Here is a 24992-nt window from a genome sequence, read left to right as displayed (position 1 = left end):
GCAGAGGCTGGGCCCTCACCGTCCCCGGCGGGCGGGGGGCCCGGAGCGGGCGCCGGTTCCGGCTCTGGGGGGGGCTCGGGCTCCGGCTCAGGCGTGGGTTCGGGGGCAGGCTCCGGGGTGGGTTCAGGAGCCGGTTCGGGCGTGGTGGTCCCGGCGCCGGGATCGGCGGCGGGCTGGGCGGGCTTGCCGTCCACCCAGGTGGCGGGATCGCCGTCCAGGGGGTTGTAGTAGTAGATGTGGGGCCTGGTGGCGTACTTGCTGATCCCCATGTCCTGCTTTTCCGCCAGGGTCCCGTCCTTTTCGTAGATGTAGCGGTAAGTATGGGCGGTATATCCGGTGTAGGCGTACTGCTCCCGGTCCAGCACCAGGGTGCCCCGGGGCACATCCTCCTGGGCCTTGTACACCGTGGCGGGCTCCACCTTGTCGTAGACGTCGCTCTTGGGGACGGCGTAGCGCCCGTCGGCGTTGGTGCCGTAGATCTTCACATTCAGGTAGCGGGCGCCGTTCTGGTCATAGCTGCTGGTGACGATCTTCACCGGGTATCCGGTGTTGTTCTTGAACCGGAAATCCAGGGAACCGTAGAACACGGTGGCGTCCATGCCCTGGGTGACGTAGCCGGTGTTGAACTTGTGGTCGTGGCGCTCCGTCACCTCCAGGGTGGTGTGAAGCACGGCGAAGTAGATGGTGGAGGAGGTCTGGCAGATGCCGCCGCCCACGTCGTCCTGGGACTTGTCGCCCACATAGATGGGGGCGGGCAGGTAGCCCTTGTCGGCGGTGCGGCTGCCGGTGGTGTTGTTGTAGGAGAACTCCTCTCCGGGCAGCAGGATGACCCCGTTGCAGGCGGCGGCGGACAGCTTCACGTTGGTCTTGCGGTTGGCGGAGCCGCCCACCTTGGTGGTGCCTTCGCCCAGCAGGTCCCGGAACAGCTTGGCCTCCAGGCTGGCCTTGGTGTCCTGGGGCTGGGTGATGGTCAGGGGGACGGAGATCGTCTCCCCCTCGCCGGCGGCCTCATAGGCCGTCTTCAGCGCCTGGACGTCAAAGTCCACGCCCACCACATGGTCGGTGATCGCATAGGTCTCGGGGTCCATCTCAGCGCTCTTGGCCTCGGTGTAGAACTCCCGGTGGATGGCGTCAAAGTCGGGCTCCTGGGGCGAGGTCTCCTGGGGGGTCAGCTCCCGGGCCACCTCCACGGTCCCCTCTTCCCCCTCGTGGAATTTCAGGAAAAGGGCCTCGTTCATGGCATCTATCGCCGCCTTTCGGGCTTCACCCCGGTCCACAGCCACGCCGGTGCGCCCCTTGGTCATGACCAGAGTATCACCGTCCACCTCATAGTGGGCTTCGGTCACGCCGCCGCCCACTTCCGACTCCACCTGGTCCAGCAGCTGCTCCAGGGCGGGATTTTCCGGGCTGCGGGGGATCGCCACCATATGGGTCGTCCCCATCAGATGGGACAGGTATCGGGTACCCTGGGTAAAGAATTTCCCGCGGCTCACATCTATGGCCGGCCCGGCCACGTCAGCCCACTGATCCCTCATCTGGGCGGCGGTGATGCTGCCCCGCCATCCGTTGTAGGTCAGGGTGGCTGTGATCTGGTCGCCGTAGGTATCCAGGTTTCGGTCTACGGCGGCCTGGGCCTCCTGGGCCGTCATGCCGGACACATCCACGCCCAGCACAGACACGTTGGGCAGGATCCGGCCCGACGCCCCCACCCAGGCACACAGCCCCAGGTAGGCCGCCAGCAGGATACCTACCGCAGCGCCGGCGACGATCAGCCCCTTCCTGGAGCCGCCGGGCCTCTTTTCCACTCGTTGTCCTTCCATATACGTCCCTCCAGACCGGAAAGTCCGGTCAAATATCTTCTTGCGTCTCTTTAGGCTCAGACTGTTACATTATATCACCCGAACGCCCCGCTTACAATTACAGAACAGTTACAACCGGAGATTTCCAGCCGGATGAAATTTCCGCCGGGGTCATTTACTTTTTCTCCCGTCCGCAGTATGATAGAAGTATCCGGTGATCCCCGCAGGGACAGGATTTTTTTGAAATTTAAGAAAAAATCAATGTTCTTTTTTTCGGATTCTGGTATGATTGTGATGCTGTCTGCTGAAGAAGCCCCGGAGCCGTCCGGCCTTGGAACCTTTGGGCTGTAAGGCGTGGAGGCCGGTTCAGAGGCGTTGTGACGAACCTGTAGATTTTGCCGTTGGAGGTCCCGCCATGTCTGACGATCGAAACAAAACCGGGAGGAACGACCTGGGTTCCTGGATCCTTCCCATCATCATGCTCATGTGCTTCCCCCCGGTGGGTGTGCTGCTCATCGTGCTGAAACTGCTGGACGGGGGAAAGAAGGCCGGCCGGGGCCGCCACCCCTACTATGTCCAGCGGGAGGCCCAGGGGGGCGTGGGCGCCCGGACCACCGCCGGGACAGTCGCCGCGCCCAAGGCGGAGGCCTCCGGGAAAAGCGGGAAAAAGACCGGGGGCGACCGGATCGCCGCCCTGTCCGCCTCGGGGAAAAAGCTGACCGTCATCGGTGGGATCATCGCCGCCGTCTTTGGCTTTGCCACGGTGATGAGCGGGGTGGAGTACCTGTGGGTCCTCCCCGGAGATGTGGCCTGGTTTCTGGAGGAGACGGTCCCCACCCTCTGCTTTACCGCCGCCGGCCTGGGCTGTCTGTGGGCCGGGATGCGCAAGAAGAAGCAGGCCCAGCGCTACCGCAATTACCTGGCTATGATCGGTCGCCGCCAGTCCATTTCCATCTCATCCCTGGCCTCCGCCACCGGCCTGTCCCCCGCAAAGGTGCGGGAGGACCTGGAGGAGATGCTGGGCCAGGGCCTGTTCCCCGCGGGCTTCCTGGACTACGGCGGAGACATGCTGGTGCTGTCCGCCGATGGCCTCCGGGAGGCGGCGCCCAAGCCGGAGCCCACCGTTGGGACCAAGGCTGGCCAGGACCAGGAGAACGCCATCCTCTCTGAGATCCGGGAGGTCAACGACGCCATTGCCAATGAGAAGCTGTCCGCCCAGATCGACCGCATCGGGGTCATCACCGCCAAGATCCTGGACTATCAGAAGGCCCACCCGGAGAAATCGCCCCAGCTCCACAGCTTTCTGAGCTACTACCTGCCCACCACCCTGAAGATCCTCCGGGCCTACGGCCAGCTGGAGTCCCAGCAGGTCTCCGGGGAGAACATCACCGCCGCCATGGAGCGCATCGAGGGGATGATGGACAAAGTGGTGGAGGGCTTCGAAAAGCAGCTGGACCAGCTGTTCCAGGGGGACGCCATGGACATTGCCACCGACGTGGAGGTGCTGGAGCGGATGTTGGCCAAGGACGGCCTCTCCTCCAGTCAGGGTATGACCCTGGGGCTATGACGCCATAACAAACCAGCGGCCCGGATGCCTGAACGCATCCGGGCCGTTTTTCATTTGATCCGCCGGTAAGTCACATAGCGGAAGGGCAATCCCTCATGCTCCATGGGCTCCGACTCCTCCACAGTCTCCCAGGCCGGGTCCTCATCTAAGTTGGGGAACCAGCAGTCGGCGGGGTACTCCGCCTCGATCTTGGTCACATAGGCGGTGCCGCACCGGTCCAGCAGGGCCCGGTACACCGAGGCCCCGCCGATGACGAAGGAGTCCTCTGGGGCACGGGCCAGCAGCGCGTCCAGATCGGGGAACACCTCCGCCCCCTCGGGGGCGAAGTCCGGGTTCCGGGACAGGATCAGGTTGGGCCGGCCCTTCAGGGGCTTCCCGCCGGGGAAGGTGGTCAGTGTCTTGCGGCCCAGGATCACCGGGTGCCCAGTGGTCAGAGCCTTGAAGTGCTTCAAATCGGCGGGAATGTATACCAATTGGTCCCCGCCCTTCCCGATGGCCCAGTTCCGGTCCACCGCTACGATCAGATTCATAGACGTTCTCCCTTTCCGCGCCCGCTCATACCGCCACCGGGATCTTGCCCGGGACAGGGTGGGCCTGGTAGCCCTCCAGGTGTACGCTGTCGGGGGTGAAGTCATAGAAGTCCTTCACCGCCGGGTCCAGGCTGAACTTGGGGGCGTCGTAGGGGGTCTTGGACAGCATCTCCTCCACCATGGGGATGTGGCGGTCGTAGATGTGGCAGTCGGCGATGACGTGGACCAGCTCCCCGGCCTCGAAGCCGGTGACCTGGGCCATCATGTGGAGCAGGGTGGCGTACTGCATCACGTTCCAGCCGTTGGCGGTGAGCATATCCTGGGAGCGCTGGTTCAGAATGGCGTTCAGGGTGTTGCCGCTGACGTTGAAGGTCATGGAGTAGGCGCAGGGATACAGGGCCATCTCGCTCAGGTCGTGGTGGTTATACATGTTGGCGATGATCCGGCGGGAGGCGGGGTCGTGCTTCAGGTCCCACAGCACCTTGTCCACCTGGTCCATGTCGCCCTGGGGGTAGTGGTGCTTGACGCCAAGCTGGTAGCCGTAGGCCTTGCCGATGGAACCGCTCCCGTTGGCCCAGGCGTCCCAGACGTGGCTGCTCAGGTCGTGGACGTTGTTGGACTTCTTCTGCCAGATCCACAGCAGTTCGTCCACCGCCGATTTCAAAAACTGCTTCCGGACGGTGAGGATGGGGAACTCCTCCCGCAGGTCGTAGCGGTTGACCACGCCGAACAGTTTGATGGTGTGGGCGGGGGTCCCGTCCTCCCACCGGGGACGCACCGGGCGGTCGGTGTCCCACACCCCCTTGGACAGGATGTCTTTGCAGTTTTGAATGAATACCTGATCTGCGTAGCTCATGGCCCGTTCCTCCCGTTGTGTCTGAGATAAATCGCTTTATTTTATCACAGGAGGGGCAGAAAAGAAAGGAAAAGTTTGCGGCTTCCCCTACCATCTCACCCGCAGGGTATCCCGGAGGCAGACGCCCTGGGCGTGGAGGGCGGCCAGATACAGCACCAGGGCGAAAAGCAAGGTGCCCAGGGCCGCGGGGAGGAGGGGGAGGCCCGCGTCCTTCAGATACCGGAGCAGCAGATTGGCGGTGAGGGCGGCCAGCAGGGAGGCCAGGCCGGGCGCCACCAGCCAGGAGAACAGGGGCGGCCGCAGGCCGGTGTACCGGGCAGCCAGCCACAGGCAGAGCCCAGCCTCCAGCAGGGCGGAGAGAAGGGCGCCCGCCACATATCCCCCCATCCCCACCCCGGGGAGGGGGACCAGGACCAGGGTGCACGCCAGCTGGACCCCGCCGCCCAGAATGGAGACGGCGGCAACCGCCTTCTGCCGCCCAACCCCGTTGAGCACCGCGCCCAGTACGGAGCAGAAGCAGCTCAGCGCCATGGTGAGGGCCAGGGGAATGAGAAACCGGCCCACGTCCTTCCGGCCAAAGAGAATGGCGCCGAGATCGGGGCCGAGCACCGCCATCAGGGACATGGCGGGCAGGGTGAGCAGGGCGACGGCGGACATGGCCCGGCCCGTCAGGCGGCGGACCTCTCCGGTCCGGCCCAGGGCGAAGGCCCGGGCCAGCCGGGGGAGGAGCAGCAGGTTCAGCGGCCCCAGAAACAGGGTGGGCAGGGCCAGCATGGGCAGGGTCATGCCGCACACCACACCCAGCTGGGCGATGGCCGCGCCCCGCTCCATCCCCCCCTGGGCCAGCCTCTGGGGCAGGAGGGCGGAGTTGGCCGCCCCGATCAGGTTGCCCAGCAGGGCGTTGGCCCCCACGGGGAGGGCGATGGCGGCGATCCGCCGTCGCCGGACGGAACCGGGTTCCCCGGGGCCGGTCAGGTGCATCCGGCCCCCGCGGCGGCGGTACAGTACCGTCAGCGTCAGGGCGGAAAAGACCTCGCAGAGCACCATACCGGTTACAATGAGTCCGGCCGCCCGCTCCGGATACTGGGGGAGAAAGAGAAACAGAAGCCCCAGCACCGCGGCGGCCCGGATGAACTGCTCCAGCAGCTCCACAATGGCGGGGGGACCCACCAGCCCCGCGCCGTAAAAGCAGTGCTTGTGGATGTTCTCCACCCCGGTGAGGGCGGCGCAGGGCACCAGCAGCATCAGCCCCAGCTGGGTGCGTGCGTCCCCCAGCAGTGCCACGGAAATCGGGTCGGAGGCCAGGACCACCGCCGTGCCGAGGGGGAGAAGGAGCAGGAAAAAGGCCCGCAGGCAGGCCACCCGGATCTGGTCCGCCGCCCGGCGGTTGCCCAGGGCCAGGTACTGGGAGGTCAGGTTGGATGCCGCCGAGGTCAGCCCCACGGCGGTGAGGGAGAGCAGCACCGAGTACACCGGCATGAGCAGCTGGTACAGCCCCATGACCTCGGCCCCCACCATCCGGGACAGGGCCACCCGGTATCCGAACCCCAGCACCTGGGAAAGAGCCCCCAGTCCCGTCAGGAGCAGGACGTCCTTCCCGGCGGACAGCGTCTGTTTGCCCAAAGCCATCTCCCCCTTCGGGGTACTCTATTCCCGGGGCGAGGGGTTCATGCCTGAAAGAGAAAGAAAGGGACCGGCGTTCCGGGCTTGCGGTTTTGCGCCGCAGGCGGTATAATAATGTCTGCTGAACAAACCGCTTTGCACCCGAACAAAGCCAATGAACCTGAAAAGCCGGGGCTTTCAAGGCTTGCGGCTTTGTTCCGTACGCATTATAATAAGAGGCGAGAAGGGGATCTATCCCAAGAAGGTACCTAAAATATTGAGGAGGAGTTACCAATGGCTTTCGTAACACTGGAACAGAAAGGCCCCGTAGGGGTCATCACCATGAACCGTCCCGAGGCGCTGAACGCCCTCAACGACCAGGTGCTCCAGGATCTGGACCAGGTCCTGGACCAGGTGGAGGAGAACGAGGAGATCCTGGTGGCGGTGGTCACCGGCGCGGGCCGGTCCTTCGTGGCCGGAGCCGACATCGGCCAGATGTCCACCCTGACCGCCGTGGAGGCGAAGAAATTCGGGATCCTGGGCAACAGGATCTTCCTGAAGCTGGAGAACCTGTCCAAGCCCACCATCGCCGCGGTCAACGGCTTCGCTCTGGGGGGCGGCTGTGAGCTGTCCATGGCCTGCGACATCCGGATCGCCAGCGAAAAGGCCAAGTTCGGCCAGCCCGAGGTAGGTCTGGGCATCACCCCCGGCTTTGGCGGCACCCAGCGCCTGCCCCGGATCGTAGGGGCGGCCAACGCCATGGAGCTGATCCTGACGGCCAAGACCATCAACGCCGCCCAGGCCAAGGAGATGGGCCTGGTGAGCCACGTCTACGCCCCCGAGGAACTGATGGACAAGGCCCTGGAGCTGGCCAACGCCATCGCCGCCAACGCCCAGGTGGCCGTCCGCCAGTCCAAGGCCGCCATCCGCCGGGGCCTCCAGACCGACATGGCCACCGGCACGGCTTATGAGAGCGAGGCCTTCGGCCTGTGCTTCGCCACTGAGGACCAGAAGGACGCCATGAAGGCCTTCGTGAACAAGGAGAAGATCACGTCCTTCAAAAACCGCTGAATCTCCCCTAAAATCCTCCTGCCGTCCGGCAGGAGGATTTTTTGCGGAACAGATGACCATGGCCGTTGTCAGCCCCGGAGCTTCCTCCGGCTCCACCGGGATAAAGGCGGAGAAAATCAATGCGGAAAACACGAAGGAGGAGCGGAACCGGGTGCGCTTTGTTTTTCTTGCGCCGGGTGATGACAGGTGAAGAACTTTTTGGTATAATGTTCCTGGTCCTTCACAATAGCGCTTGGCGCCGGGATGACAGAACACGCGGGGACCTCCGGCTTGAAATGAGGTGCAACGAGAAAAATGTCTGTTACGGTGCTGCTTTCCAGCTTGGTGGGCCTGTTCCTGCTTATTGGCGTGGGCTTTCTGGCGGTACGGACCAAGGTGCTGTCCGCCTCGGCGTCGGCCCCTTTGACGGCGCTTCTGATGAAGATCACCCTGCCCGCCACCATCGTCTTATCCATGCTGCGGCCCTTTGATCCCAGCTTTTTGCGGGACGCTCTGGTGCTCTTCGCCATAGGTTTTGTCTTCCACCTGAGCTACATTGGGATCAGCTGGCTGCTGGCCCGGCTGTTCCGGGTGCCCCAGGGGCGGCGGGGAATGTGGAACACCTGCTGTGCCTTCTGCAACAATGGCTTTATGGGCTACCCCGTGGCATACGCCATCTTCGGGGAGGAGGGGCTGGCTCTGGCGGTGATGCTGGGGGTGCCCTTCAATTTGCTGCTCTATACGCTGGGCGCGAAGATGGTCTCTCTGGACGGCTCCGGAGCGGGAGAGACCCGGGTCTCCTGGAAAAAGGTGATCTTCAGTATGATCAATCTGGCCATCGTGGTGGGTCTGGTCCTCTACTGCTTCCAGGTGTCCGTGTCCGAGGTAGTCAAAACGCCCCTCCAGCATCTGGCCAATGTGACCACCCCCTTGTCCATGTTCATCACGGGGATGAATCTGGCGGCCAACCGTGTGGCCGATGTGGTCCGGGACCGGGACGCCATCACCGCCTCCCTGACCCGCCTGGTCCTCCTGCCCCTGGCCACGTGGGGCGTGTTGTCCCTGCTGCCCATCGCCAACCCCATGGTGGTGGGGGTGACGCTGGTCATTATGTCCATGCCCAGCGCGGTGGCAACGGTGGTTTTGGGGGAGCAATATGGCGGCTGTACTCAGCTGGCGGCCCGGACTGTGTGCCTGTCCAGCCTACTGTGTGTGGTCACTATCCCCCTGATGGTCTGTCTGCTGTAAAAAGAAGCGGCTTTTCAGCCGAGAGAAAAAACAAGGCGTCCGGCGCGAAAGTGCCGGACGCCTTTGTCCTTTTGCGGGGCGGCTGCGGAAAACCCCGGTTTTCGTATTGTTCCAGCCAGGGGGACGTTGTGGAATCCGGTGGGCCGGGCGGACACAGGAAAATAGCCCGGCTCAGGTGCGCAGGAGGATCTTGGCGGCTCCTTTTTCCCTGGAGGCCAGAATGCGGAAGGCCTCCGCTCCCTGGGAGAGGGGCAGGACCTGGGAGATCAGCGGCTCCACGTCCACGGTGCCGTCGGAGATGACCTGCGCCGCCCGGGCCAGGTCCTCCCTGGTGTACACGTTGCATCCCACCAGTGTGATCTGGGCGGACACCAGGGCGTTGATGTCCAGAGAAACGCCGTCCTCAAAGATGCTGACCACATAGGTGAAGCCGTTGGCCTCCGTGTGGCTGACGGCGGCGTTGAGGGTGGCGGACTGGCCGGCGGCGTCGATGACCTTGGAGAATTTCTGCCCCTCCGGGAGACGCTGGCAGACGGAGGAGGCCCCCACCCGCCGGGCCAGGGCCAGACGGGCTTGGGAGAGGTCCGCCACCGTGATGTGGGTGACGCCGCAGAGCGCCTTGGCGGCAAGGACGGTCAGCAGGCCGATGGGGCCCGCGCCGATCAGGGCCACCCGGTCCTCCGGCTGAAAGCGGGCCCGCCGGCAGATGTTCAGCGCCACGGCCAGGGGCTCGGACAGGGCCAGCAGCTTTTGATCTCCCGCCGCCGGGACCTTCAGGACCACGTCCTGATCCAGAGCGATATACTCCGCGAAACAGCCCGGGCGGACCTCACCGATGAAGCCCAGGGCCTCGCAGGTGTTGTAGCTGCCCCGCCGGCAGCTGCCGCAGGCCATGCAGGGGACCATGGGGTCAGCGATGACCACGTCGCCGGGAGCCAAACCCGTGACTTGGCTGCCCACCTCCTGGACGACGCCGGTGAATTCATGCCCCATGGTCTCGGGGATGTTTTGAATGAACATGCCTTTGCGGTAGATGTGGAGGTCCGAGCCGCAGATCCCGGCGTAGGAGACCTTGATGAGCACCTCCCGGGGACCGAAGGAGGGACGCTCCACCTGGACGCAGCGCACGTCGCCCGGGCCGTAGTATTGGATGGCTTCCATGGATGATTCTCCTTTCCCGGCGTGACGTCAGCTGGCCAGCCAGCCGCCGTCCACCTTGATGGTCTCGCCGGTGACATAGTTGCTGGCGGCGGAGGCCAGGAACAGGGCGGGGCCGGCCAGGTCCAGGGTGGTGCCCCACTGGTGCAGGGGGATGCGGCTCTCAATCCACTGGCGGTGCTGGGGGTCGTCGTAGAAGGGCTGGGTCATGGGGGTGATGAAGTAGCCGGGGGCCAGACAGTTGACCTGGATGTTGAAGGGACCAAGCTCGATGGCCATGGTCTTGCTCAGCTGGATCACGCCGCCCTTGGTGGAGCAGTAGACGCTGGACTCGGCCAGACCGATGAAGCTGCCCAGGGAGCCGATATTGATGATCTTGCCGCCCCCGTGCTCCTTCATGACCTTGGCCACCTCCTGGGCCACAAAGAAGACCCCCTTCATGTTCACGTTCATGATGTCGTCGTAGACCTGGGGGGTCACTTCCAAGAAGGGCTGGATGTGCTCATAGCCGGCGTTGTTGACCAGCACGTCGATCCGCCCGTGGTCCGCCGCGACGGCGGCCACCATCGCCTGGATGGAGTCCAGGTCGGTGACGTCTACCGTGTACGCCTTGGCGGCGCCGCCGTTTTCCCGGATCTGCCGCACCGTGTTGTCCAGGCGGCTCTGATTCCGTCCGGCGCAGATGACGGTGGAGCCGGCCTCCCCAAAGGCCAGGGCGTAGCCCTCCCCCAGACCGGAGCCGGCCCCGGTGATGAGGACCACCTTGCCGGACACGTCAAACAGGTTTTTTCCATTCATCAAACTCATAGCTGTCTCCTTCTGTACACAGGCGCCCGCGGCGTCTTTTCCCGGAATAAGGCAGTAGGATAGGGCCAGCCACGCACCGGCTCTATCCTACTGTGCCCTCAGACTGCCCGGCGGCTGTCATTCATCAGCCGATCCGGTTCTCCCAGAGCAGGCTGTCGTTGGGATCGCAGTCCTGGGGGACCAGGGGGCCCTGGAGGATCATGGTGGCGCCGCTGTCAGCAAATTCGTTTTCGATCACATAGGCGGGGGACCAGAGGGCGCCCTCCTCGGTGATGGTGTCGCCCACCTGGGGGATTTCCTCGCCGTTGAAGATCTTGTTCAGATACTCCACCGCCATCATGGCGCTGTCCAGAGCGGGCTGCTCCACCACGGCGTACAGCTTGCCCTGCTTCAGCAGCTCGATGCCCTCCTTGCCGATGCAGATGCCGGAGATGAAGTAGTCGGCGGGGTCCAGACCGGCGGCCTCCACCGCGGCCACGGCGCCGGAGCCCATGATGTCGGGGGTGTGGACGTAGATGCCCACCACGTCGTCGCCGTAACGGGTCAGCAGGTCGCTGGTGCGGGCGTAGGAGTCGTCATTGTTCCAGTTGCCTTCGCCCTGGACCACGGTGAGCTGGGGATACTGCTCCATGACGGAGGAGAAGCCCTCGTGGCACTCGGTGGTGTACATGTCCACCAGGGCGCCGGTGATCTCAATGATGACGCCTTCGGGCACTTCGCCGTTGTTGGCCTCCTTGATGCCCTGGACCATCTGTTCCGCGGCCTTTTTGGAGGAGTCCACCAGGTCGTTGGTGATGAACATGTCCACGTGTCCGCCCTCGGGGCAGGTGTCCAGGGCGAATACGGGGATGCCCTCCTCGTTGAGCTTTTCGATGCCGGGGACCAGGGTGACCAGGTCCACCGCACCGGCCAGGATAAAGCCGTCGATGCCCTGGACGATATAGTTGTCGATGGCGTCCATGATCTTCAGGCTGTCGCCCTGGGCGTCCACGGTCTTCAGCTCGATGCCGTACTTGTCGCAGGTGTCCTGGGCGCCGATCAGGAAGGCCTGGATGTACTCGGCGGAGGTGTTCTTCACCACCATGCCGATGGTCTTGGTCTCCTGAGAGGCGGAAGCGCTCCCGGCGGAAGGGGCGGCGGAGCCGGAAGAGGTCCCGGCGGCGGAACTGCTGCCGGACTTTCCTCCGCAGCCGGCCAGCAGGCTGGTCATGAGAGCGGCGGTGAGCAGCAGGCTAAGTATTCTTTTCATATCATTTCTCCTCCATTTCATAACACAGATCCAGAGATTCTGAAACCGCAGCGGCTCAGGCCGCGTCGGGTCCATTTGAAAGTTGGGCCTCCTGGGCGGCCAGCAGTTTGCGCATGTTCTCCTGGTGCATGATCCGGGCCGTCAGCTTGAACCGGACCCGGTCCAGAAGAATGGCCACGAAGATCAGGGCGCCCTTAGTGGCGCTCACCAGGTTCACGTCCACGCCGTTCAGCGTCAGCGCGTTGTCGATCATGCCCAGCAGCAGGGTGCCGCCCAGCATGCCGATGGGCTTACCCATGCCGCCGTTGAAGCTGCAGCCTCCCAAAATCGCGCCGGCGAAGGCCATCATGACCATGTTCTCGCCCATGCTGTTGGATACGGCGTTCTGCCGTCCGGCGGTAATGAGGCCGGCCAGGGCGGACAGCAGGCCCGCCAGCACAAAGGCCATGATCATCACCCGGTCGGTATTGATGCCGGAGATGTAGGAGGCCCGCCGGTTGCCGCCGGTGAGGGTGAAGCGGCGACCGAAGATGGTCTTGCGGAAGATAAACTCAAAAATCAGGTAGATGACCAGCAGCGCCGGGATGGCCACCTGGATGGTGCCGACGCGGCCCCGGCCCAGGAAGGTGTAGACGCTGTCCAGTCCCGCCAGGGAGAAGGGGACCAGAAACAGCACCAGGCCCCGCATGACGATCTGGGTAGACATGGTAAGCAGGAAGGAGTTGGTTTGCAGCTTTGCCACGCAGAAGCCGTTGAACCAACCGATGGCCAGACCCACCGCCAGGGTGAGCAGGATGCTCACCACCGGGCCCAGCCCCAGCTGCCGGGCGGCCAGGATGGTCACGCCGGGGGCGAAGGCCAGGGTGGCCTCCATGGACAGGTCCAGCTCGCCCACCATCATCACGATGCCCTGGCCCAGCACCAGCAGTCCCAGGGTGGCGGACTGGTACAGGATGTTCAGCTGATTCTTTCCCGTGAAGAAATTGGGGGTAAAGATGGCGTTGACCAGGAAAAAGACGGCCAGGAGGACCCAGACCAGATTATCCAGCAGGGTCAGCTGAATTTTTGTGCGCAGTCTCATAGTTTGCTCACCTCGTCGGTATGATGAATGATCTCGCCCTGCATGGCCCGGTAGATCGCCTGCTCGGAGAACTGGCCCCGGTAGAACTGGTCGATGATCCGTCCCTCGTACAGGATCAGGATGCGGTCACAGATCTTGATCAGGTCCTCCACGCCGGGGGAGCTGATCAAAACGCAGGACTCCTTGCGCAGCTCCCGGTTGATGGTGTCCAGAATGCTCTCTTTCGCCTCGATGTCCACGCCCCGGGTGGGCTCGTCCAGGAGGCAGACCAGGGGGGTGTGGGCCATGATCTTGGCCACCAGGACTTTCTGCTTGTTGCCGCCGCTGAGCTGGCTGATCTCCTGGTTGCGGGAGACGGCTTTGATGTCCAGCGTCCGGATGAGGGCGTCGGCGCATTGGTCCTCCGTGTTCTTCTGGATGATGCCCCAGCGGCTCAGCTTGGGCAGGATGCTGATGGTGATGTTCTTTTTGATGGAGGCGATGGGGACCAGCCCCTCGGCCTCGCGCTCCTCCGCCAGGTATAGCACGCCGTCGCCGCAGGCGGCGGCGGGGGAGGCGTACCGCTTCTCCTTGCCCTGGAGGAGCAGCGTCCCCTTGTCGTGGGGGTCGATGCCCACGATGCTCTTGAACAGCTCGGTCCGGCCGCTGCCCCGCAGGCCGGCCAGCCCCACGATCTCGCCCCGCCGCAGGGAGAGGCTGATGTCCTGAAACTTGCCGTAGCTGGTGAAGTCCTTCAGGGCGAATACTTCTTCGTCCCGGATCATGGAGGACAGGTCGTCCATCACCAGCTCGTCATAGTTGGTGCTGCCCACGATCAGGGAGGCCAGCTTCTTCATGTTCAGGTCCTTCCGGTCCACGCTGCCCACGTTGTGGCCGTCCCGGATGACGGTAACCCGGTCGCAGACCTGGAGCAGCTCCCCGGTGTGGTGGGAGATGAAGATGACCGTCTTGTTCTGGGCGATGAGCTGCTGAATGATCCGGTACAGGATGGCCTGGTCCTTCTGGCTCAGGGAGGCGGACACCTCGTCCATGATGATGATGTCGGCGTTTTCCACATAGCAGGCTTTGATGACCAGGAGCAGCTGCCGCTCGCTGATGGACAGGTCCCGCATCCGGGTGGACACGTCCAGCGGGAACCCGGCCTCCTCCAGGATGGCGGAGGCCCGCCGGGCCATCTCCCGCCAATCGATGACCTGTTTCCCGGCGTAGAGGGGCATGAAGAAGTTTTCCGCTACGGTGCTCTCCTCAATGACCTGAGGCTCCTGGGTGATGATGGAAATATGCTGGTGCTTGGCGGAGATGGGGGACAGGGACGAAAAGGTGTGTCCGTTGACCAGGATCTCGCCGCTGCTGGGGGTGACGATGCCGGAGATGACGCCAACCAGCGTGGACTTGCCCGCACCGTTTTTGCCGATCAGGCCGTGTACCTCCCCCCGGCGGACGGTCAGGCTCACGTCATCCAGCGCCACCGTGCCCGAATATAGCTTTGTGATATGCCGCAGTTCCAGGGCGATGTCCTTGTCCTGAACTGTCTGAGCGCTTGTCATTCCGGTCCCTCCCTTTTGACATGTCTCCGGGCAGTTATGCCTCCACCCGCAGGCGGACGGAATCCCGGTGGGCCTGGAGCCCCTCCACCTGGGCGAATTTCATGCAGGGCTGGGCCAGATTGGCGCAGCCTTCCTTGGAGACGAACTGGTGGAAGGGGGTCTTGATGAAGGTGCCCACCCACACGCCGTTGGAGTAACGGGCGGTACCCATGGTGGGAAGGGTGTGGTTGGGTCCGGAGACGAAATCTCCGAAGGCTACGGGGGCGTAGTGCCCCACGAACATGGAGCCATAGTGCAGCAGGCGCTTGGCCACCTCCCGCTCGTCGGCCACCTGGACCTCCAGGTGCTCGGGGGCGATGCGGTTGGAGATGTCAATGGCTTCGTCCATGGAGTCGGCCAGGTATACCGCGCCGTTGTCCTGCCAGGACTGGGCGGCCACCTCCCGGGTCTCCAGGGTGGGCAGCAGCCGCGCCAGCTCCTCCATGGACCGGTCGATGACCTCCTGGCTGGTACACACCAGGATGGGCTTGGCGTTGGGGTCGTGCTCCGCCTGGCCCAGCAGGTCGATGGCCACGAAGGTGGGATTGGCCGTCTCGTCGGCTATGATCAGCACCTCGCTGGGACCGGCCAGGCTGTCGATGCCCACGTCTCCCAGCACCTGGCGCTTGGCCTCGGTGACGAAGCGGTTGCCGGGCCCCACGATCAGGTCCACCTTCTCGATGGTCTGGGTGCCGTAGGCGAAGGCGGCGATGGCCTGGGCGCCGCCCATGCAGTAGATCTCGTCCGCGCCGGCGATGTCCATGGCCACCAGCACGGCGGGGTGGATGGTGCCGCAACCCTGGAAGGCGGGGGAACAGGCGGCCACGTGCTTGACCCCGGCCACCTTGGCGGTGACGATGCCCATCAGGGCGGAGCTGGGCAGGGGGTGGCGTCCGGCGGGCACATAGCAGCCGCAGCGCTCCACCGGGATCATCCGGTGGCCGATCTCCAGTCCGGCCACACGGCTCTGGATGTCCAGGTCCTTCAGGCACTCACGCTGCTTCTCGGCGAAGAAGCGGATCTGTCCGGCGGAGAAACGGATGGCCTCGATGGTTTCGGGGTCCACTTTGCTGTAGGCGGCTTTGACGGTCTCCGGGTCCACCTTGACGGTTTGGATCTCCATCTTGTCGAATTTGGCGGCGTACTCGATCAGCGCCTCGTCCCCTCTGGCGCGGACGTTGTCAATGATGTCCAGCACGGTATGGGTCAGCTGGGCGTCCCGCTCATAGGTCTTCTTCTCAGGCTGTTTCAGTACCTTCAATGTGATCACTCCTCAAAACGTAGGGGCCGGGGAAATCGGCCCCAAATTGCCGGCGGGCCACACCAGCGCGGGATTCCTGGAAAATATAAACTATATACAGCAGATAAAGTGGAAGCTCCCTCCCGGGAGCTTCCTTGCTGACACATCACCGCTGATGTTGGTCCTAATTATAGAGAAGAAGCGGCGATTTCACAATGGAGTATATTACTGAATTAGCGAACTGAAGAATAAAAAGATTTGTAAATCTGACCAGAATGCCGAACATATAAAAAGACCCGCAGCGGTTCTTTACGAACTGCTGCGGGTCTTTTCAGACTGAATTTCAGGAAACTTACTTCAGCTCGACCTTGGCGCCGGCCTCTTCCAGCTTCTTCTTCAGCTCCTCGGCCTCGTCCTTGGACACGGCCTCCTTCAGGGTCTTGGGAGCGCCCTCGACAGTGGCCTTGGCCTCAGCCAGACCCTGACCGGTGATCTCACGGACAGCCTTGATGACCTTGATCTTGGCAGCGGCGTCGAAGCCAGCCAGGACCACGTCAAACTCGGTCTTCTCCTCGACGGCCTCAGCAGCGGCGCCAGCGCCGGCGGCGGGAGCGGCCATAGCGGCGGCGGACACGCCGAACTCCTCCTCCAGAGCCTTAACCAGCTCGGACAGCTCCAGAACAGTCAGAGCCTTCACTTCCTCGATGAGAGCGGTAATCTTCTCACTAGCCATGGTGATATACCTCCTAAATAATGGTTTTTAAATTTTAATGTTGTTTGCTCCCCACGGGAGCGGGGAAAGATGCCGAACCTTATTCGGCGGCGGGGGCCTCCTCGGCGGGAGCGGGTTCGCCGTTCTTCTCGGCGATGGCCTTCAGGACGATAGCCAGGCTGGTAATGGGAGCCAGCATCATGCCCAGAGCCTGAGCCTGGAGCACTTCCTTGCTGGGCAGCTCGGCCAGGGCGTTGATCTCCTCCAGGGAGAGGACCTTGCCGTCCATAAAGCCGCCCTTGATGGTGAACTTACCGTTCAGCTGCTTGGCGTACTTGTTGACCACACGCATGGGGGCGATGGGATCGCCGGCGCTGGTGGCCAGAGAAGTGGTGCCGTTCAGCACGTCGTCCAGCTCGTTCAGACCCACGTTGTTCATGGCGAAGCGGACCAGGGTGTTCTTCACAACGCCGTACTGGACGTCGTTCTGACGCAGCTCGACACGCAGAGCGGTGTCCTCGGCCACGGTGATGCCCTTGTAGTCCACCAGCACGCCGCTGGCAGCGTTCTGCAGCTGCTCAGTCAGAGCGGCAACGATGGCCTGCTTCTCGGAAAGAACCTTTGCGTTAGGCATTTTGGATTCACCTCCAGAAAAGATTGGGTTTTACTGCTGATGCGCAACAAAAAATCCTCCGCGTCAACAGACAGGAGGACAGTACGATCAAAAGGTATTCTTTTGAAAGCACTCTCGGCAGGACTTACATCCGGCAAACCGGATACCTGCTGTCTTTGAACGCAAGCGGTATTTTATCACCCCGGACAGGCTTTGTCAAGCAAAACCTGTCCGGGAAAGATAAACAAATTCAGGTTGAGGCGCTTTTATCACGCCTCGCCTGCTCACGACGCTCGCCTGTCCTTCGACTCGGGGCACAAACAGACCCGCTGCGCGGTTCTTGGTTTGTACTCCTCGCTCCGGTCCAGGCTCACTGTTCGCGACGGCTCGGACGCTTAGGCCAGCTTCGCGCCGTTGATCTTGATGCCGGGGCCCATGGTGGAAACCACGGTGCAGCTCTTGATATACTGGCCCTTGGCGGCGGCGGGCTTGGCCTTGATGATGGCGCCCATGATGGCGTTGAAGTTCTCAGTCAGCTTCTCAGCGCCGAAGGAAGCCTTGCCGATGGGGCAGTGGATGATGTTGGTCTTGTCCAGACGGTACTCGACCTTACCGGCTTTGATCTCGTTGACGGCCTTGGTCACGTCCATGGTGACGGTGCCGGCCTTGGGGGAGGGCATCAGGCCCTTGGGGCCCAGGACCTTACCGAGACGGCCCACAACGCCCATCATGTCGGGGGTAGCCACGACCACGTCGAAGTCGAACCAGTTTTCCTTCTGGATCTTCTCCACCAGGTCCATATCGCCTACGAAGTCGGCGCCGGCGGCACGGGCCTCGTCAGCCTTGGCGGCCTTGGCGAAGACCAGCACGCGCTGGGTCTTGCCGGTGCCGTGGGGCAGCACGATGGCGCCGCGGACCTGCTGGTCGGCGTGACGGGAGTCAACGCCCAGCTTCACGTGGAGCTCGACGGTCTCGTCGAACTTGGCGGTGGCGGTCTCCACCACCAGCTTCATAGCGTCAGCAGTATCGTACAGGGTGTTCCGGTCGATCTTCTTGGCGCTCTCCTGATACTTCTTACCTCTAAACATTTTGCACCCTCCTTACTCGCCCACGACGACGCCCATGGAGCGGGCAGTACCGGCGATCATGCTCATGGCGGCCTCGACGCTGGCGGCGTTCAGGTCGGGCATCTTGGTCTCGGCGATCTTGCGGACATCTTCCTTGCTGATGGTGGCCACCTTGGTCTTGTTGGGCACGCCGGAGCCGGACTCGATGTTGCAGGCCTTCTTGATGAGGACGGCGGCAGGGGGGGTCTTGGTCACGAAGGTGAAGGAGCGGTCGGAGTACACGGTGATGATGACGGGGATGATCATGCCCACGTCGTTCTTGGTGCGCTCATTGAACTCCTTGGTGAAAGCGGCAATGTTCACGCCGTGCTGGCCCAGAGCGGGACCAACAGGGGGGGCGGGAGTCGCCTTGCCGGCGGGGATCTGAAGTTTTACATATCCAGTTACTTTCTGTGCCACGAAAGAGCACCTCCATTAGAAAAATGTGGTCGTTTGGCGGAGCCTCTGCGGCTCCTCCCACGTTCACGCGGCTGTGCCGCGGGCTGTTGTTTGTGGATGATGCGCCCTGATGTGCCGCTGCTCACGGCGGCTCGGACGCTTGTTGTTGTCACGCCTCGCCTGTTCGCGGCGCTCCCCTTCCCTTCCACTCGGACTCGAACCGGAAACTTGCGTTTCCTGGGTTCTCGCCCTCGCTCCGGTCCAGGCTCGCTGCTCACAACGGCTCGGACGCTTCTTATTCGTTGGCGGGTTCCACCTGGTCCAGCTCCAGCTCCACGGGGGTCTCGCGTCCGAACATGGACACCACCACCCGGACCTTGCTGCGCTCCAGATCGATCTCCTCCACGGTGCCCAGGAAGGACTCCAGCGCGCCGTCGGTGATCCGGACGGTGTCGCCCTCCTGGTAGCTGACCACGACCTCACGCTTCTCCACGCCCAGAGAGGCCACGTCGGCGTCGGACAGGGGGATGGGCTTGTTGCCCTCGCCCAGGAAGCCGGTGACACCGCGGATGTTCCGGACCACGTGCCAGGTCTCGTCGTTCATGACCATCTTGACCAGGACGTAGCCGGGGAATACCTTGCGCTCCACTTCCTTGGGGCCGTTGTCCGTGATCTCGGTGACGGTCTCCAGGGGGATGCTGATCTCGTGGATCAGGTCCCGCATGTTGCGGTTTTCGACATACTTTTCGATGGTGGCCTTCACCGTGTTCTCATAGCCGGAATAGGTGTGGACCACATACCAATTCGCATTGTCCGCCATTTCGCTTACCTCAGGAGAGTGAGGAGGACGTCGATAGCGCTGTTGGCGATAAAGTCAAAGACCCAGATAAAAACGCCGACCACGATGACGCAGGCGATGACGATAAGGGTGTTGTTGACAGTCTGCTTGCGGGTGGGCCACTGGACCTTCTTCAGCTCGCTCTTCATTTCCTTGAGCCATTTGCCGATGCGGGCGAAGAAACCGGGCTTGGCGTTCTTCTTGTCCTTTTTGGCCTTATCGGCCTTGTCGGAGCCGGCCTGGGCGGTCTGCTCCAGCTTTTCGTTCTCAGCCATTGTTACCCTTCTTTCCTTTCAGCCTGAGAGACACCATTACTTGGTCTCATTGTGGACAGTGTGCTTTCTGCAGAAGGGGCAGTACTTGTTCAGCTCCAGGCGGTCAGGGGTATTCTTCTTGTTCTTCATGGTGTTGTAGTTTCTCTGCTTGCACTCAGAGCACCGCAGGGTGATCTTGATGCGCGCGCCGGCCTTGCTTGCCATTTGTTCGGCACCTCCTTTTAATGTGGCAGCTTTTCCGGGGAAAAGCTGTGTTGCTTGAGCCATTTGCGGACGCCGCCAAAAAAGCAAAACGCCGGATCCGGCTCATCAAACCGGATCCAGCGGCAAAAAGACGCGGTAACAGCGTCGGCGCTACGGTGGGATCCGGCAAATTGCCTCCCTGTGTCCGCACAGGCGAAGGAAGGGGTTCCTGCGTCATACACCGTAAAAATGCGCACGAAAAAAAGCCCCTTTCACAGGTAGAGAAACTATATCACAGAAGCCCTGGAGCCGTCAAGTGGTTTTTGATATTTTTTTGTAAAAATTCCGTGGGATACAGGGGGAAAACAGACAAAAACAGGGGGACAGCCCCCAAAGTTCCCGGAAAATCCGTTGCATTCCTCGGTCCGGTATGCTATACTCCAAGCAAAATACATATTTATGGAACAAAATTTTTGAAGAAAGCAGAGTTGATCCGTCCCAAATGGACAGCAGCAGTATCAGTATGCTCGTCGCCCTTGTGGTCCTGGTGGCCCTGTCCGCCTATTTTTCCGCCACTGAGACCGCCTTCACCTCCCTGAACCGCATCCGCCTGCGGACCCGGGCCGACAACGGCAGCCTCCGGGCCGCCAAGACCCTGGAGCTGGCGGAGGAGTACGACAAGCTTTTATCCACCATCCTCATCGGCAACAACATCGTCAACATCACCGCCACCACCGTGGCTACGGTGCTGTGCACCAAGTGGTTCCGCCAGTACGGCCCCACGGTGTCCACGGTGGCTCTCACCGTCATCATCCTCATCTTTGGGGAGATCAGCCCCAAGAGCCTGGCCAAGGAGAATCCGGAGAGCTGGGCCATGGTCTCCTACCCCCTGCTGAAGCTGCTCATGGTGGTGTTCACCCCGCTCAACTTCCTGTTCACCCAGTGGAAACGCCTGCTGGGCCGGGTGTTCCGGAAGAAGGGGGAGGACGGCATCACCGAGGAGGAGCTGGTGGGCATGGTGGACCAGGCGGAGAACGAGGGCGGACTGGATGAGCACGAGAGCGACCTGATCCGCAACGCCATCGAGTTCAACGACCTGGAGGTGTCCGAGATCCTCACCCCCCGGGTGGACCTGGTGGCCGCCGGGGAGAACAGCACCATGGAGGAGGTGGGCGCCCTCTTCGCGGAGAGCGGCTACTCCCGCATCCCCATCTACCACGACACCATCGACAACATCGTGGGCGTGGTCCACGAGAAGGACTTCTACGCTGCCCGCTACCGGGGGGAGACCATGGTGTCCAACATCAAGTCCCCGGTGTTCTACACCACGGGCAACACCAAGATCTCCGAGCTGCTGCGCATCCTCCAGAAGAACAAGGCCCACATGGCCGTGGTGGTAGATGAGTACGGCGGCACCGAGGGCATCGCCACCCTGGAGGACATCGTGGAGGAGCTGGTGGGCGAGATCTGGGATGAGCACGACGAGGTCATTGAAACCTTCCGGAAGCAGCCTGACGGCAGCTATTTCATCGCCTGCTCCGCCGACCTGGACGACATGTACGACCTGTTTCAGGTGAAGGGCAGCTGTGACGCCGCCACCGTCTCGGGCTGGGTCATGGAGCAGGTGGGACGGGTCCCGGAGGTAGGCGACCACTTCCAGGCCGAGGGGCTGGACGTCACCGTCACCAAGGTGGAGCACCGCCGTGTGCTGGAGATCCGGGTCCGGGTCATGGAAGAAGAAAGCAAGGGAATGTAAGCCAACAGGTCCCGCGCCCATGGGCGCGGGACCTGTTTTTTGTGATTAGGTAGGGCGGGGGCTTGCCCCTCGCCGCCGGGGGACGGCCCGGTGAGGGCGCCGGGCCCGTCGGGATGCGGCAGGGCGGAGGGATCTGGGCCCCGCGGATTCCACCCCTTAAGGCTCCACCAACTCCGCCGCGGCGTAACCGCCCTCGGGCAGCTGGAGGTACAAGGTGCCGTCGGAGGATACAAACAGGGCGCAGCCCACATATTCCTCCGTGTCGGTGGCGGGGAAGGGAGCGTCGGGGTAGAGCCCGGACAAGGGCTCCAGCTCCCGCGCGCCCTCGGGCAGGAGTTCGGTAACCTCCCCGGTCAGGCGGTACTCTCCTTGGTCCGTAAAGATGGAGGCGTCCGCAACGGCGGCGGCCTCTCCGGTTCCGGCGGCGGGGCTGTTGACCTCTCCGCTTTCCATATCGGCAGCGCCGCAGGCGGCGCTGGAGGCGGTGGACGCGCTGGAACTGCCGCCCATGGGCAGGTGGGTCACCCCGTAGCCCAGGGCGATCACCACCGCCAGACAGGCGGCCAGAGCGCCCCACTGCTGCCGCCAGTTGGAAACGGGCCGGGCGGCGGGCCGGACCTCCGCGTCCTGGATCAGGCCGTCGTCGATGAGGCCCATGGCCTCCAATAAGTATTCCGCTGTCATACCGCGATCCCCTCCTTTTCCAGTGCCGCTTTCAGCTTCTGCCGGGTGCGGTGGAGCCGGGATTTGGCCTGGCTCTCTGTCAGTCCGAAGCGCCGGGCCAGGGTGTCAATGGATTCCAGGTGGAAATACCGCCGCACGAACAGCCGACGGTCCAGCTCCGGCTGCTTCCAAAGAAAATCAGAGATGAGGGCCGCGGTCTCACCGGCCTCCAGCTCCTCGTCGGGGCGGCGGTGGTCGGGCAGGCAGTGCTCCAGCTCCTGGAGGGCCACCTCCACCTGGCTGCCCCCGCGCTTGGCCGCCCGGTTCTTCCGCCAGCGGTCCAGAGACAGGTTCCGGGTCAGCTTGCCGAAGAAGGCGGACAGGATGTTGGGCCGCTGGGGCGGCATGGCGTTCCAGGCCCGGAACCAGGTGTCGTTGACGCACTCCTCCGCGTCCTCCTCCCGGTCCAGGATGCCCCGGGCAATGGAGCGGCAGTAGGGTCCGTACTTGTCCTCGCTCTCCTGGATGGCCTGCTGGGACCGGGCCCAGTATAGTTCGATGATCTTGTGGTCTTCCATGGGGACTCCTTTCTGTGGACGGAATGGGTATTCTGTGGTATACTGCTGGGGACTTCATTTGGACAGGAGGTCCAGAACCATGTATCAGGAGATCAAGCTGCCCAACGGCGCCCGCCTGCTGACGGAGGAGATCCCCGGCGCGCGGTCCGCCGCCCTGGGCTTTTTTGTGGGGGTGGGTTCCCGGCATGAGCAGGCCGGAGAGAACGGCGCCGCCCATTTTATCGAGCACATGCTGTTCAAGGGCACCGGGCGCCGCTCCACCGCCCAGCTGGCCCGGGACATGGACGCCATCGGCGGCCAGGTCAACGCCTACACCACCAAGGAGCACACCTGCTTCTACGCCCGGAGCCTGGACGCCCACCTGGACCGGAGTCTGGACATTCTCAGCGACATGCTGTTCCACTCCCGGTTTGCCCAGGAGGACGTGGAGACCGAGCGGGGGGTGGTGCTGGAGGAGATCGGCATGTACGAGGACACCCCGGAGGACCTGGTGGCCGAGCGGCTGTCCGCCGCCGTCTATAAAGGTACTTCCCTGGGCCGCCCCATCCTGGGTACCCAGGCCACCTTGGAGGGGATGACCGGGGAGTGGCTGGCCCGGTGGCAGAAGGAGCACTACCGCCCCGGGGTACTGGTGGCCGCCCTGGCGGGCAGCTTTTCCCAGCGGCAGGTGGACGCCCTGAAGGACTGCCTGTCCGCGCTGGAGCCCGGAGCGGTGCCGGAGCAGAAATCCGTCTCCTACCGGCCCGCCGTCACCGCCCGGAAAAAGGCCATCGAGCAGAACCACCTGATCCTGGCCTTTCCCGCCCTGTCCTACCTGGACGAGCGGCGGCCCCAGCTGCTGCTGCTCAACTCCCTGCTGGGGGGCGGGTGCTCCTCCCGGCTGTTCCAGGAGGTGCGGGAGAAGCGGGGCCTGTGCTACACGGTATACTCTTACGCCTCCGACCAGGCGGACACCGGCTTTTTGGGGGTGTACACCGCCGTCAGCCGGGAGCAGGAGGGACAGGCCCTGACCACCGTCCGGGAGGTGGTGTCCGACCTGGCCGACCACGGTCCCACCCAGGAGGAGCTGGACCGGGTGCGGGAACAGGCCAAGGCCAACCTCCTCATGGGGGCCGAGTCGGTGCAGACCCGGATGAGCCATCTGGGCTCCTCCGCCCTGCTGTACGGCAAGGTCCGGGAGACGGAGGAGATCCTGGGCCTCTACGACGCCGTCACCCGGGAACAGCTGCGGGACCTGGCGGGGGAGATATTCCAAATGGACCGGGCCTCCCTGTCCGCTGTGGGCCGGGTGGGGAGCGCCCAGAGCTATGCCCAGTGGCTGGGGCGGTGACATACCTTTTCTATTATTGTACTGTCCCGCCCCGGGAAAGGCAAGAAGACGCTCTATTGCTCAAGACGAAAAACACGGCCGGAGGTTGCGCCCTCCGGCCGTGTTTTTCAGCTATTTCAATATGGTTACGCCAGGGGTTCAAAGTCGGAAGCGGGATGCTTGCACAGGGGGCAGATAAAGTCGGCGGGCAGGAAGTCGCCCTCATAGACGTAGCCGCAGACGGTGCATACCCAGCGCTTCTTGGAGGCGGGGGCGGCCCCGGCGGCCTGGGGCTTGGGCTTGATGTTGGCCTGGTAGTAGGCGTAGGTGGCGCTGGGAGCGCGGGACAGCACTTCGCCCTCCACCACGTCGGCCAGGAACAGGGTGTGGGTGCCCAGGTCCAGGGTGGACACCACCTGGCAGGACAGCCGGGCGCTGGTCCCCTGGGTCACATAATACAGGCCGTCCTCGCCCCGGCGGACATTGTCCTCAAAGCCGGCGAACTTGTCGGTATCCCGTCCGGACTGGAAGCCGAAGCGCTGGAACAGGCTGAAATCCGCCTGTTCCGACAGGACGGACAGGGCAAATTTCCCGGTGGCCAGCACCATGTCGTGGGTGTAATTCTTCTTGTTGACGGTGATAATGATGCGGTTGGGGTCTGTGGTCACCTGCATGCCGGTATTGATGATGCAGCCGTTGTCCTTCTCCCCCTGGCGGGCGGTGAGGACGAACAGGCCATAGCTCAGGGCGTACATGGCTTTGGGGTCTTTCATGGTGAGCCTCCTTA

The 24992-nt window shown here is 63.1% G+C and carries 25 protein-coding genes; 5 read left to right on the top strand and 20 right to left on the bottom strand.

Translation table 11 applies throughout. The features are described from left to right. The coding region (locus I6E42_RS10195; RefSeq protein ID WP_235371832.1) for a VanW family protein at window positions 1-1820 on the bottom strand (1820 nt) is incomplete at its 3' end. Between the two features lie 394 nt (window positions 1821-2214). On the opposite strand from I6E42_RS10195, the gene I6E42_RS10190 reads away from it, so the two are divergent. Then, window positions 2215-3366: a 5-bromo-4-chloroindolyl phosphate hydrolysis family protein gene (locus I6E42_RS10190; RefSeq protein WP_235371831.1), complete on the top strand. Its 1152-nt coding sequence runs from the start codon at window positions 2215-2217 to the stop codon at window positions 3364-3366. A 50-nt stretch (window positions 3367-3416) separates the two neighbouring features. Here the strand turns inward: I6E42_RS10190 and I6E42_RS10185 are convergent, their stop codons facing one another. The 3 genes from I6E42_RS10185 to I6E42_RS10175 form a co-directional block, all read right to left on the bottom strand. Continuing rightward, complete coding sequence (locus I6E42_RS10185; RefSeq protein ID WP_235371830.1) at window positions 3417-3896, bottom strand: dihydrofolate reductase; 480 nt, start codon at window positions 3894-3896, stop codon at window positions 3417-3419. 25 nt (window positions 3897-3921) lie between these two features. After that, window positions 3922-4752 carry a thymidylate synthase gene (gene thyA, locus I6E42_RS10180; RefSeq protein WP_235371829.1) on the bottom strand — a complete coding sequence of 277 codons (831 nt, stop codon included), beginning with the start codon at window positions 4750-4752 and terminating at the stop codon, window positions 3922-3924. An 87-nt stretch (window positions 4753-4839) separates the two neighbouring features. Then, window positions 4840-6375, bottom strand: coding sequence for an oligosaccharide flippase family protein (locus I6E42_RS10175; RefSeq protein ID WP_235371828.1), 1536 nt, complete (start codon window positions 6373-6375; stop codon window positions 4840-4842). A gap of 273 nt (window positions 6376-6648) precedes the next feature. Here I6E42_RS10175 and I6E42_RS10170 point away from each other — a divergent pair, with 273 nt between their 5' ends. Next, window positions 6649-7425, top strand: coding sequence for an enoyl-CoA hydratase-related protein (locus I6E42_RS10170; protein ID WP_235371827.1), 777 nt, complete (start codon window positions 6649-6651; stop codon window positions 7423-7425). A 294-nt stretch (window positions 7426-7719) separates the two neighbouring features. Further along, window positions 7720-8652, top strand: coding sequence for an AEC family transporter (locus I6E42_RS10165; protein ID WP_235371826.1), 933 nt, complete (start codon window positions 7720-7722; stop codon window positions 8650-8652). Window positions 8653-8823: 171 nt separating this feature from the next. Here the strand turns inward: I6E42_RS10165 and I6E42_RS10160 are convergent, their stop codons facing one another. The 13 genes from I6E42_RS10160 to rpmG form a co-directional block, all read right to left on the bottom strand. Beyond that, the gene (locus tag I6E42_RS10160; protein WP_235371825.1) at window positions 8824-9813 is read right to left on the bottom strand and encodes a zinc-dependent alcohol dehydrogenase; all 990 of its coding nucleotides are present in this window, start codon (window positions 9811-9813) and stop codon (window positions 8824-8826) included. Window positions 9814-9840: 27 nt separating this feature from the next. Continuing rightward, window positions 9841-10617 carry an SDR family NAD(P)-dependent oxidoreductase gene (locus I6E42_RS10155; protein WP_235371824.1) on the bottom strand — a complete coding sequence of 259 codons (777 nt, stop codon included), beginning with the start codon at window positions 10615-10617 and terminating at the stop codon, window positions 9841-9843. Between the two features lie 124 nt (window positions 10618-10741). Next, entirely contained in the window at window positions 10742-11866 is a 1125-nt protein-coding gene (locus I6E42_RS10150; RefSeq protein ID WP_235371823.1) for a sugar ABC transporter substrate-binding protein, read from the bottom strand. 55 nt (window positions 11867-11921) lie between these two features. Continuing rightward, a complete protein-coding gene (locus tag I6E42_RS10145; RefSeq protein ID WP_235371822.1) occupies window positions 11922-12947 on the bottom strand; it encodes an ABC transporter permease in 1026 nt (341 codons plus the stop codon). Then, complete coding sequence (locus I6E42_RS10140; protein ID WP_235371821.1) at window positions 12944-14494, bottom strand: sugar ABC transporter ATP-binding protein; 1551 nt, start codon at window positions 14492-14494, stop codon at window positions 12944-12946. The genes I6E42_RS10145 and I6E42_RS10140 overlap by 4 nt, the downstream gene beginning before the upstream one ends. A 34-nt stretch (window positions 14495-14528) precedes the next feature. Next, window positions 14529-15794 (bottom strand): histidinol dehydrogenase, encoded by a 1266-nt coding sequence (gene hisD, locus I6E42_RS10135; RefSeq protein WP_235371820.1) that lies wholly within the window; start codon window positions 15792-15794, stop codon window positions 14529-14531. Between the two features lie 331 nt (window positions 15795-16125). Next, window positions 16126-16506 (bottom strand): 50S ribosomal protein L7/L12, encoded by a 381-nt coding sequence (gene rplL / locus I6E42_RS10130; protein WP_235371819.1) that lies wholly within the window; start codon window positions 16504-16506, stop codon window positions 16126-16128. A gap of 79 nt (window positions 16507-16585) precedes the next feature. Next, window positions 16586-17119: a 50S ribosomal protein L10 gene (gene rplJ, locus I6E42_RS10125; RefSeq protein WP_235371818.1), complete on the bottom strand. Its 534-nt coding sequence runs from the start codon at window positions 17117-17119 to the stop codon at window positions 16586-16588. A 374-nt stretch (window positions 17120-17493) separates the two neighbouring features. Further along, on the bottom strand, window positions 17494-18186 hold the full coding sequence (rplA, locus tag I6E42_RS10120) for a 50S ribosomal protein L1 (protein WP_235371817.1): 693 nt from the start codon (window positions 18184-18186) through the stop codon (window positions 17494-17496). Window positions 18187-18198: 12 nt separating this feature from the next. After that, window positions 18199-18624: a 50S ribosomal protein L11 gene (gene rplK / locus I6E42_RS10115; protein WP_235371816.1), complete on the bottom strand. Its 426-nt coding sequence runs from the start codon at window positions 18622-18624 to the stop codon at window positions 18199-18201. Window positions 18625-18898: 274 nt separating this feature from the next. After that, complete coding sequence (nusG, locus tag I6E42_RS10110) at window positions 18899-19423, bottom strand: transcription termination/antitermination protein NusG (RefSeq protein ID WP_235371815.1); 525 nt, start codon at window positions 19421-19423, stop codon at window positions 18899-18901. 5 nt (window positions 19424-19428) lie between these two features. Next, window positions 19429-19716, bottom strand: a complete 288-nt coding sequence (gene secE / locus I6E42_RS10105) for a preprotein translocase subunit SecE (RefSeq protein WP_235371814.1) — start codon at window positions 19714-19716, stop codon at window positions 19429-19431. A 36-nt stretch (window positions 19717-19752) separates the two neighbouring features. Then, window positions 19753-19920: a 50S ribosomal protein L33 gene (gene rpmG / locus I6E42_RS10100; protein ID WP_008980220.1), complete on the bottom strand. Its 168-nt coding sequence runs from the start codon at window positions 19918-19920 to the stop codon at window positions 19753-19755. 481 nt (window positions 19921-20401) lie between these two features. Here rpmG and I6E42_RS10095 point away from each other — a divergent pair, with 481 nt between their 5' ends. Continuing rightward, on the top strand, window positions 20402-21655 hold the full coding sequence (locus I6E42_RS10095; protein ID WP_235371813.1) for an HlyC/CorC family transporter: 1254 nt from the start codon (window positions 20402-20404) through the stop codon (window positions 21653-21655). 156 nt (window positions 21656-21811) lie between these two features. On the opposite strand, the gene I6E42_RS10090 is transcribed toward I6E42_RS10095, so the two are convergent. Together I6E42_RS10090 and I6E42_RS10085 are read right to left on the bottom strand one after the other, a co-directional pair. Next, a complete protein-coding gene (locus I6E42_RS10090) occupies window positions 21812-22339 on the bottom strand; it encodes a hypothetical protein (protein ID WP_235371833.1) in 528 nt (175 codons plus the stop codon). Next, the gene (locus I6E42_RS10085; protein ID WP_235371812.1) at window positions 22336-22896 is read right to left on the bottom strand and encodes an RNA polymerase sigma factor; all 561 of its coding nucleotides are present in this window, start codon (window positions 22894-22896) and stop codon (window positions 22336-22338) included. Before I6E42_RS10085 ends, I6E42_RS10090 begins: the two co-directional genes overlap by 4 nt. 79 nt (window positions 22897-22975) lie before the next feature. Here I6E42_RS10085 and I6E42_RS10080 point away from each other — a divergent pair, with 79 nt between their 5' ends. Beyond that, complete coding sequence (locus I6E42_RS10080; protein WP_235371811.1) at window positions 22976-24226, top strand: M16 family metallopeptidase; 1251 nt, start codon at window positions 22976-22978, stop codon at window positions 24224-24226. 125 nt (window positions 24227-24351) lie between these two features. Here I6E42_RS10080 and I6E42_RS10075 read toward each other — a convergent pair whose 3' ends face one another. Next, entirely contained in the window at window positions 24352-24978 is a 627-nt protein-coding gene (locus I6E42_RS10075) for a flavin reductase (protein ID WP_235371810.1), read from the bottom strand. Window positions 24979-24992: the final 14 nt, after the last annotated feature.

The organism is Pseudoflavonifractor phocaeensis (assembly GCF_021531815.1).
GTDB lineage: Bacteria > Bacillota > Clostridia > Oscillospirales > Oscillospiraceae > Lawsonibacter > Lawsonibacter phocaeensis_A.
Note: the sequence above shows the minus strand (reverse complement) of the source record. Positions and strands in the feature narration are given on the sequence as shown.

Coding starts and splice junctions, on each gene's coding strand:
- I6E42_RS10190 (WP_235371831.1), top strand. CDS start 2,215: ATGTCTGACGATCGAAACAAAACCGGGAGGAACGACCTGGGTTCCTGG.
- I6E42_RS10185 (WP_235371830.1), bottom strand. CDS start 3,896: ATGAATCTGATCGTAGCGGTGGACCGGAACTGGGCCATCGGGAAGGGC.
- thyA (WP_235371829.1), bottom strand. CDS start 4,752: ATGAGCTACGCAGATCAGGTATTCATTCAAAACTGCAAAGACATCCTG.
- I6E42_RS10170 (WP_235371827.1), top strand. CDS start 6,649: ATGGCTTTCGTAACACTGGAACAGAAAGGCCCCGTAGGGGTCATCACC.
- I6E42_RS10165 (WP_235371826.1), top strand. CDS start 7,720: ATGTCTGTTACGGTGCTGCTTTCCAGCTTGGTGGGCCTGTTCCTGCTT.
- I6E42_RS10160 (WP_235371825.1), bottom strand. CDS start 9,813: ATGGAAGCCATCCAATACTACGGCCCGGGCGACGTGCGCTGCGTCCAG.
- I6E42_RS10155 (WP_235371824.1), bottom strand. CDS start 10,617: ATGAGTTTGATGAATGGAAAAAACCTGTTTGACGTGTCCGGCAAGGTG.
- I6E42_RS10150 (WP_235371823.1), bottom strand. CDS start 11,866: ATGAAAAGAATACTTAGCCTGCTGCTCACCGCCGCTCTCATGACCAGC.
- I6E42_RS10145 (WP_235371822.1), bottom strand. CDS start 12,947: ATGAGACTGCGCACAAAAATTCAGCTGACCCTGCTGGATAATCTGGTC.
- I6E42_RS10140 (WP_235371821.1), bottom strand. CDS start 14,494: ATGACAAGCGCTCAGACAGTTCAGGACAAGGACATCGCCCTGGAACTG.
- rplL (WP_235371819.1), bottom strand. CDS start 16,506: ATGGCTAGTGAGAAGATTACCGCTCTCATCGAGGAAGTGAAGGCTCTG.
- rplJ (WP_235371818.1), bottom strand. CDS start 17,119: ATGCCTAACGCAAAGGTTCTTTCCGAGAAGCAGGCCATCGTTGCCGCT.
- rplA (WP_235371817.1), bottom strand. CDS start 18,186: ATGTTTAGAGGTAAGAAGTATCAGGAGAGCGCCAAGAAGATCGACCGG.
- nusG (WP_235371815.1), bottom strand. CDS start 19,423: ATGGCGGACAATGCGAATTGGTATGTGGTCCACACCTATTCCGGCTAT.
- secE (WP_235371814.1), bottom strand. CDS start 19,716: ATGGCTGAGAACGAAAAGCTGGAGCAGACCGCCCAGGCCGGCTCCGAC.
- rpmG (WP_008980220.1), bottom strand. CDS start 19,920: ATGGCAAGCAAGGCCGGCGCGCGCATCAAGATCACCCTGCGGTGCTCT.
- I6E42_RS10095 (WP_235371813.1), top strand. CDS start 20,402: ATGGACAGCAGCAGTATCAGTATGCTCGTCGCCCTTGTGGTCCTGGTG.
- I6E42_RS10090 (WP_235371833.1), bottom strand. CDS start 22,339: ATGACAGCGGAATACTTATTGGAGGCCATGGGCCTCATCGACGACGGC.
- I6E42_RS10085 (WP_235371812.1), bottom strand. CDS start 22,896: ATGGAAGACCACAAGATCATCGAACTATACTGGGCCCGGTCCCAGCAG.
- I6E42_RS10080 (WP_235371811.1), top strand. CDS start 22,976: ATGTATCAGGAGATCAAGCTGCCCAACGGCGCCCGCCTGCTGACGGAG.
- I6E42_RS10075 (WP_235371810.1), bottom strand. CDS start 24,978: ATGAAAGACCCCAAAGCCATGTACGCCCTGAGCTATGGCCTGTTCGTC.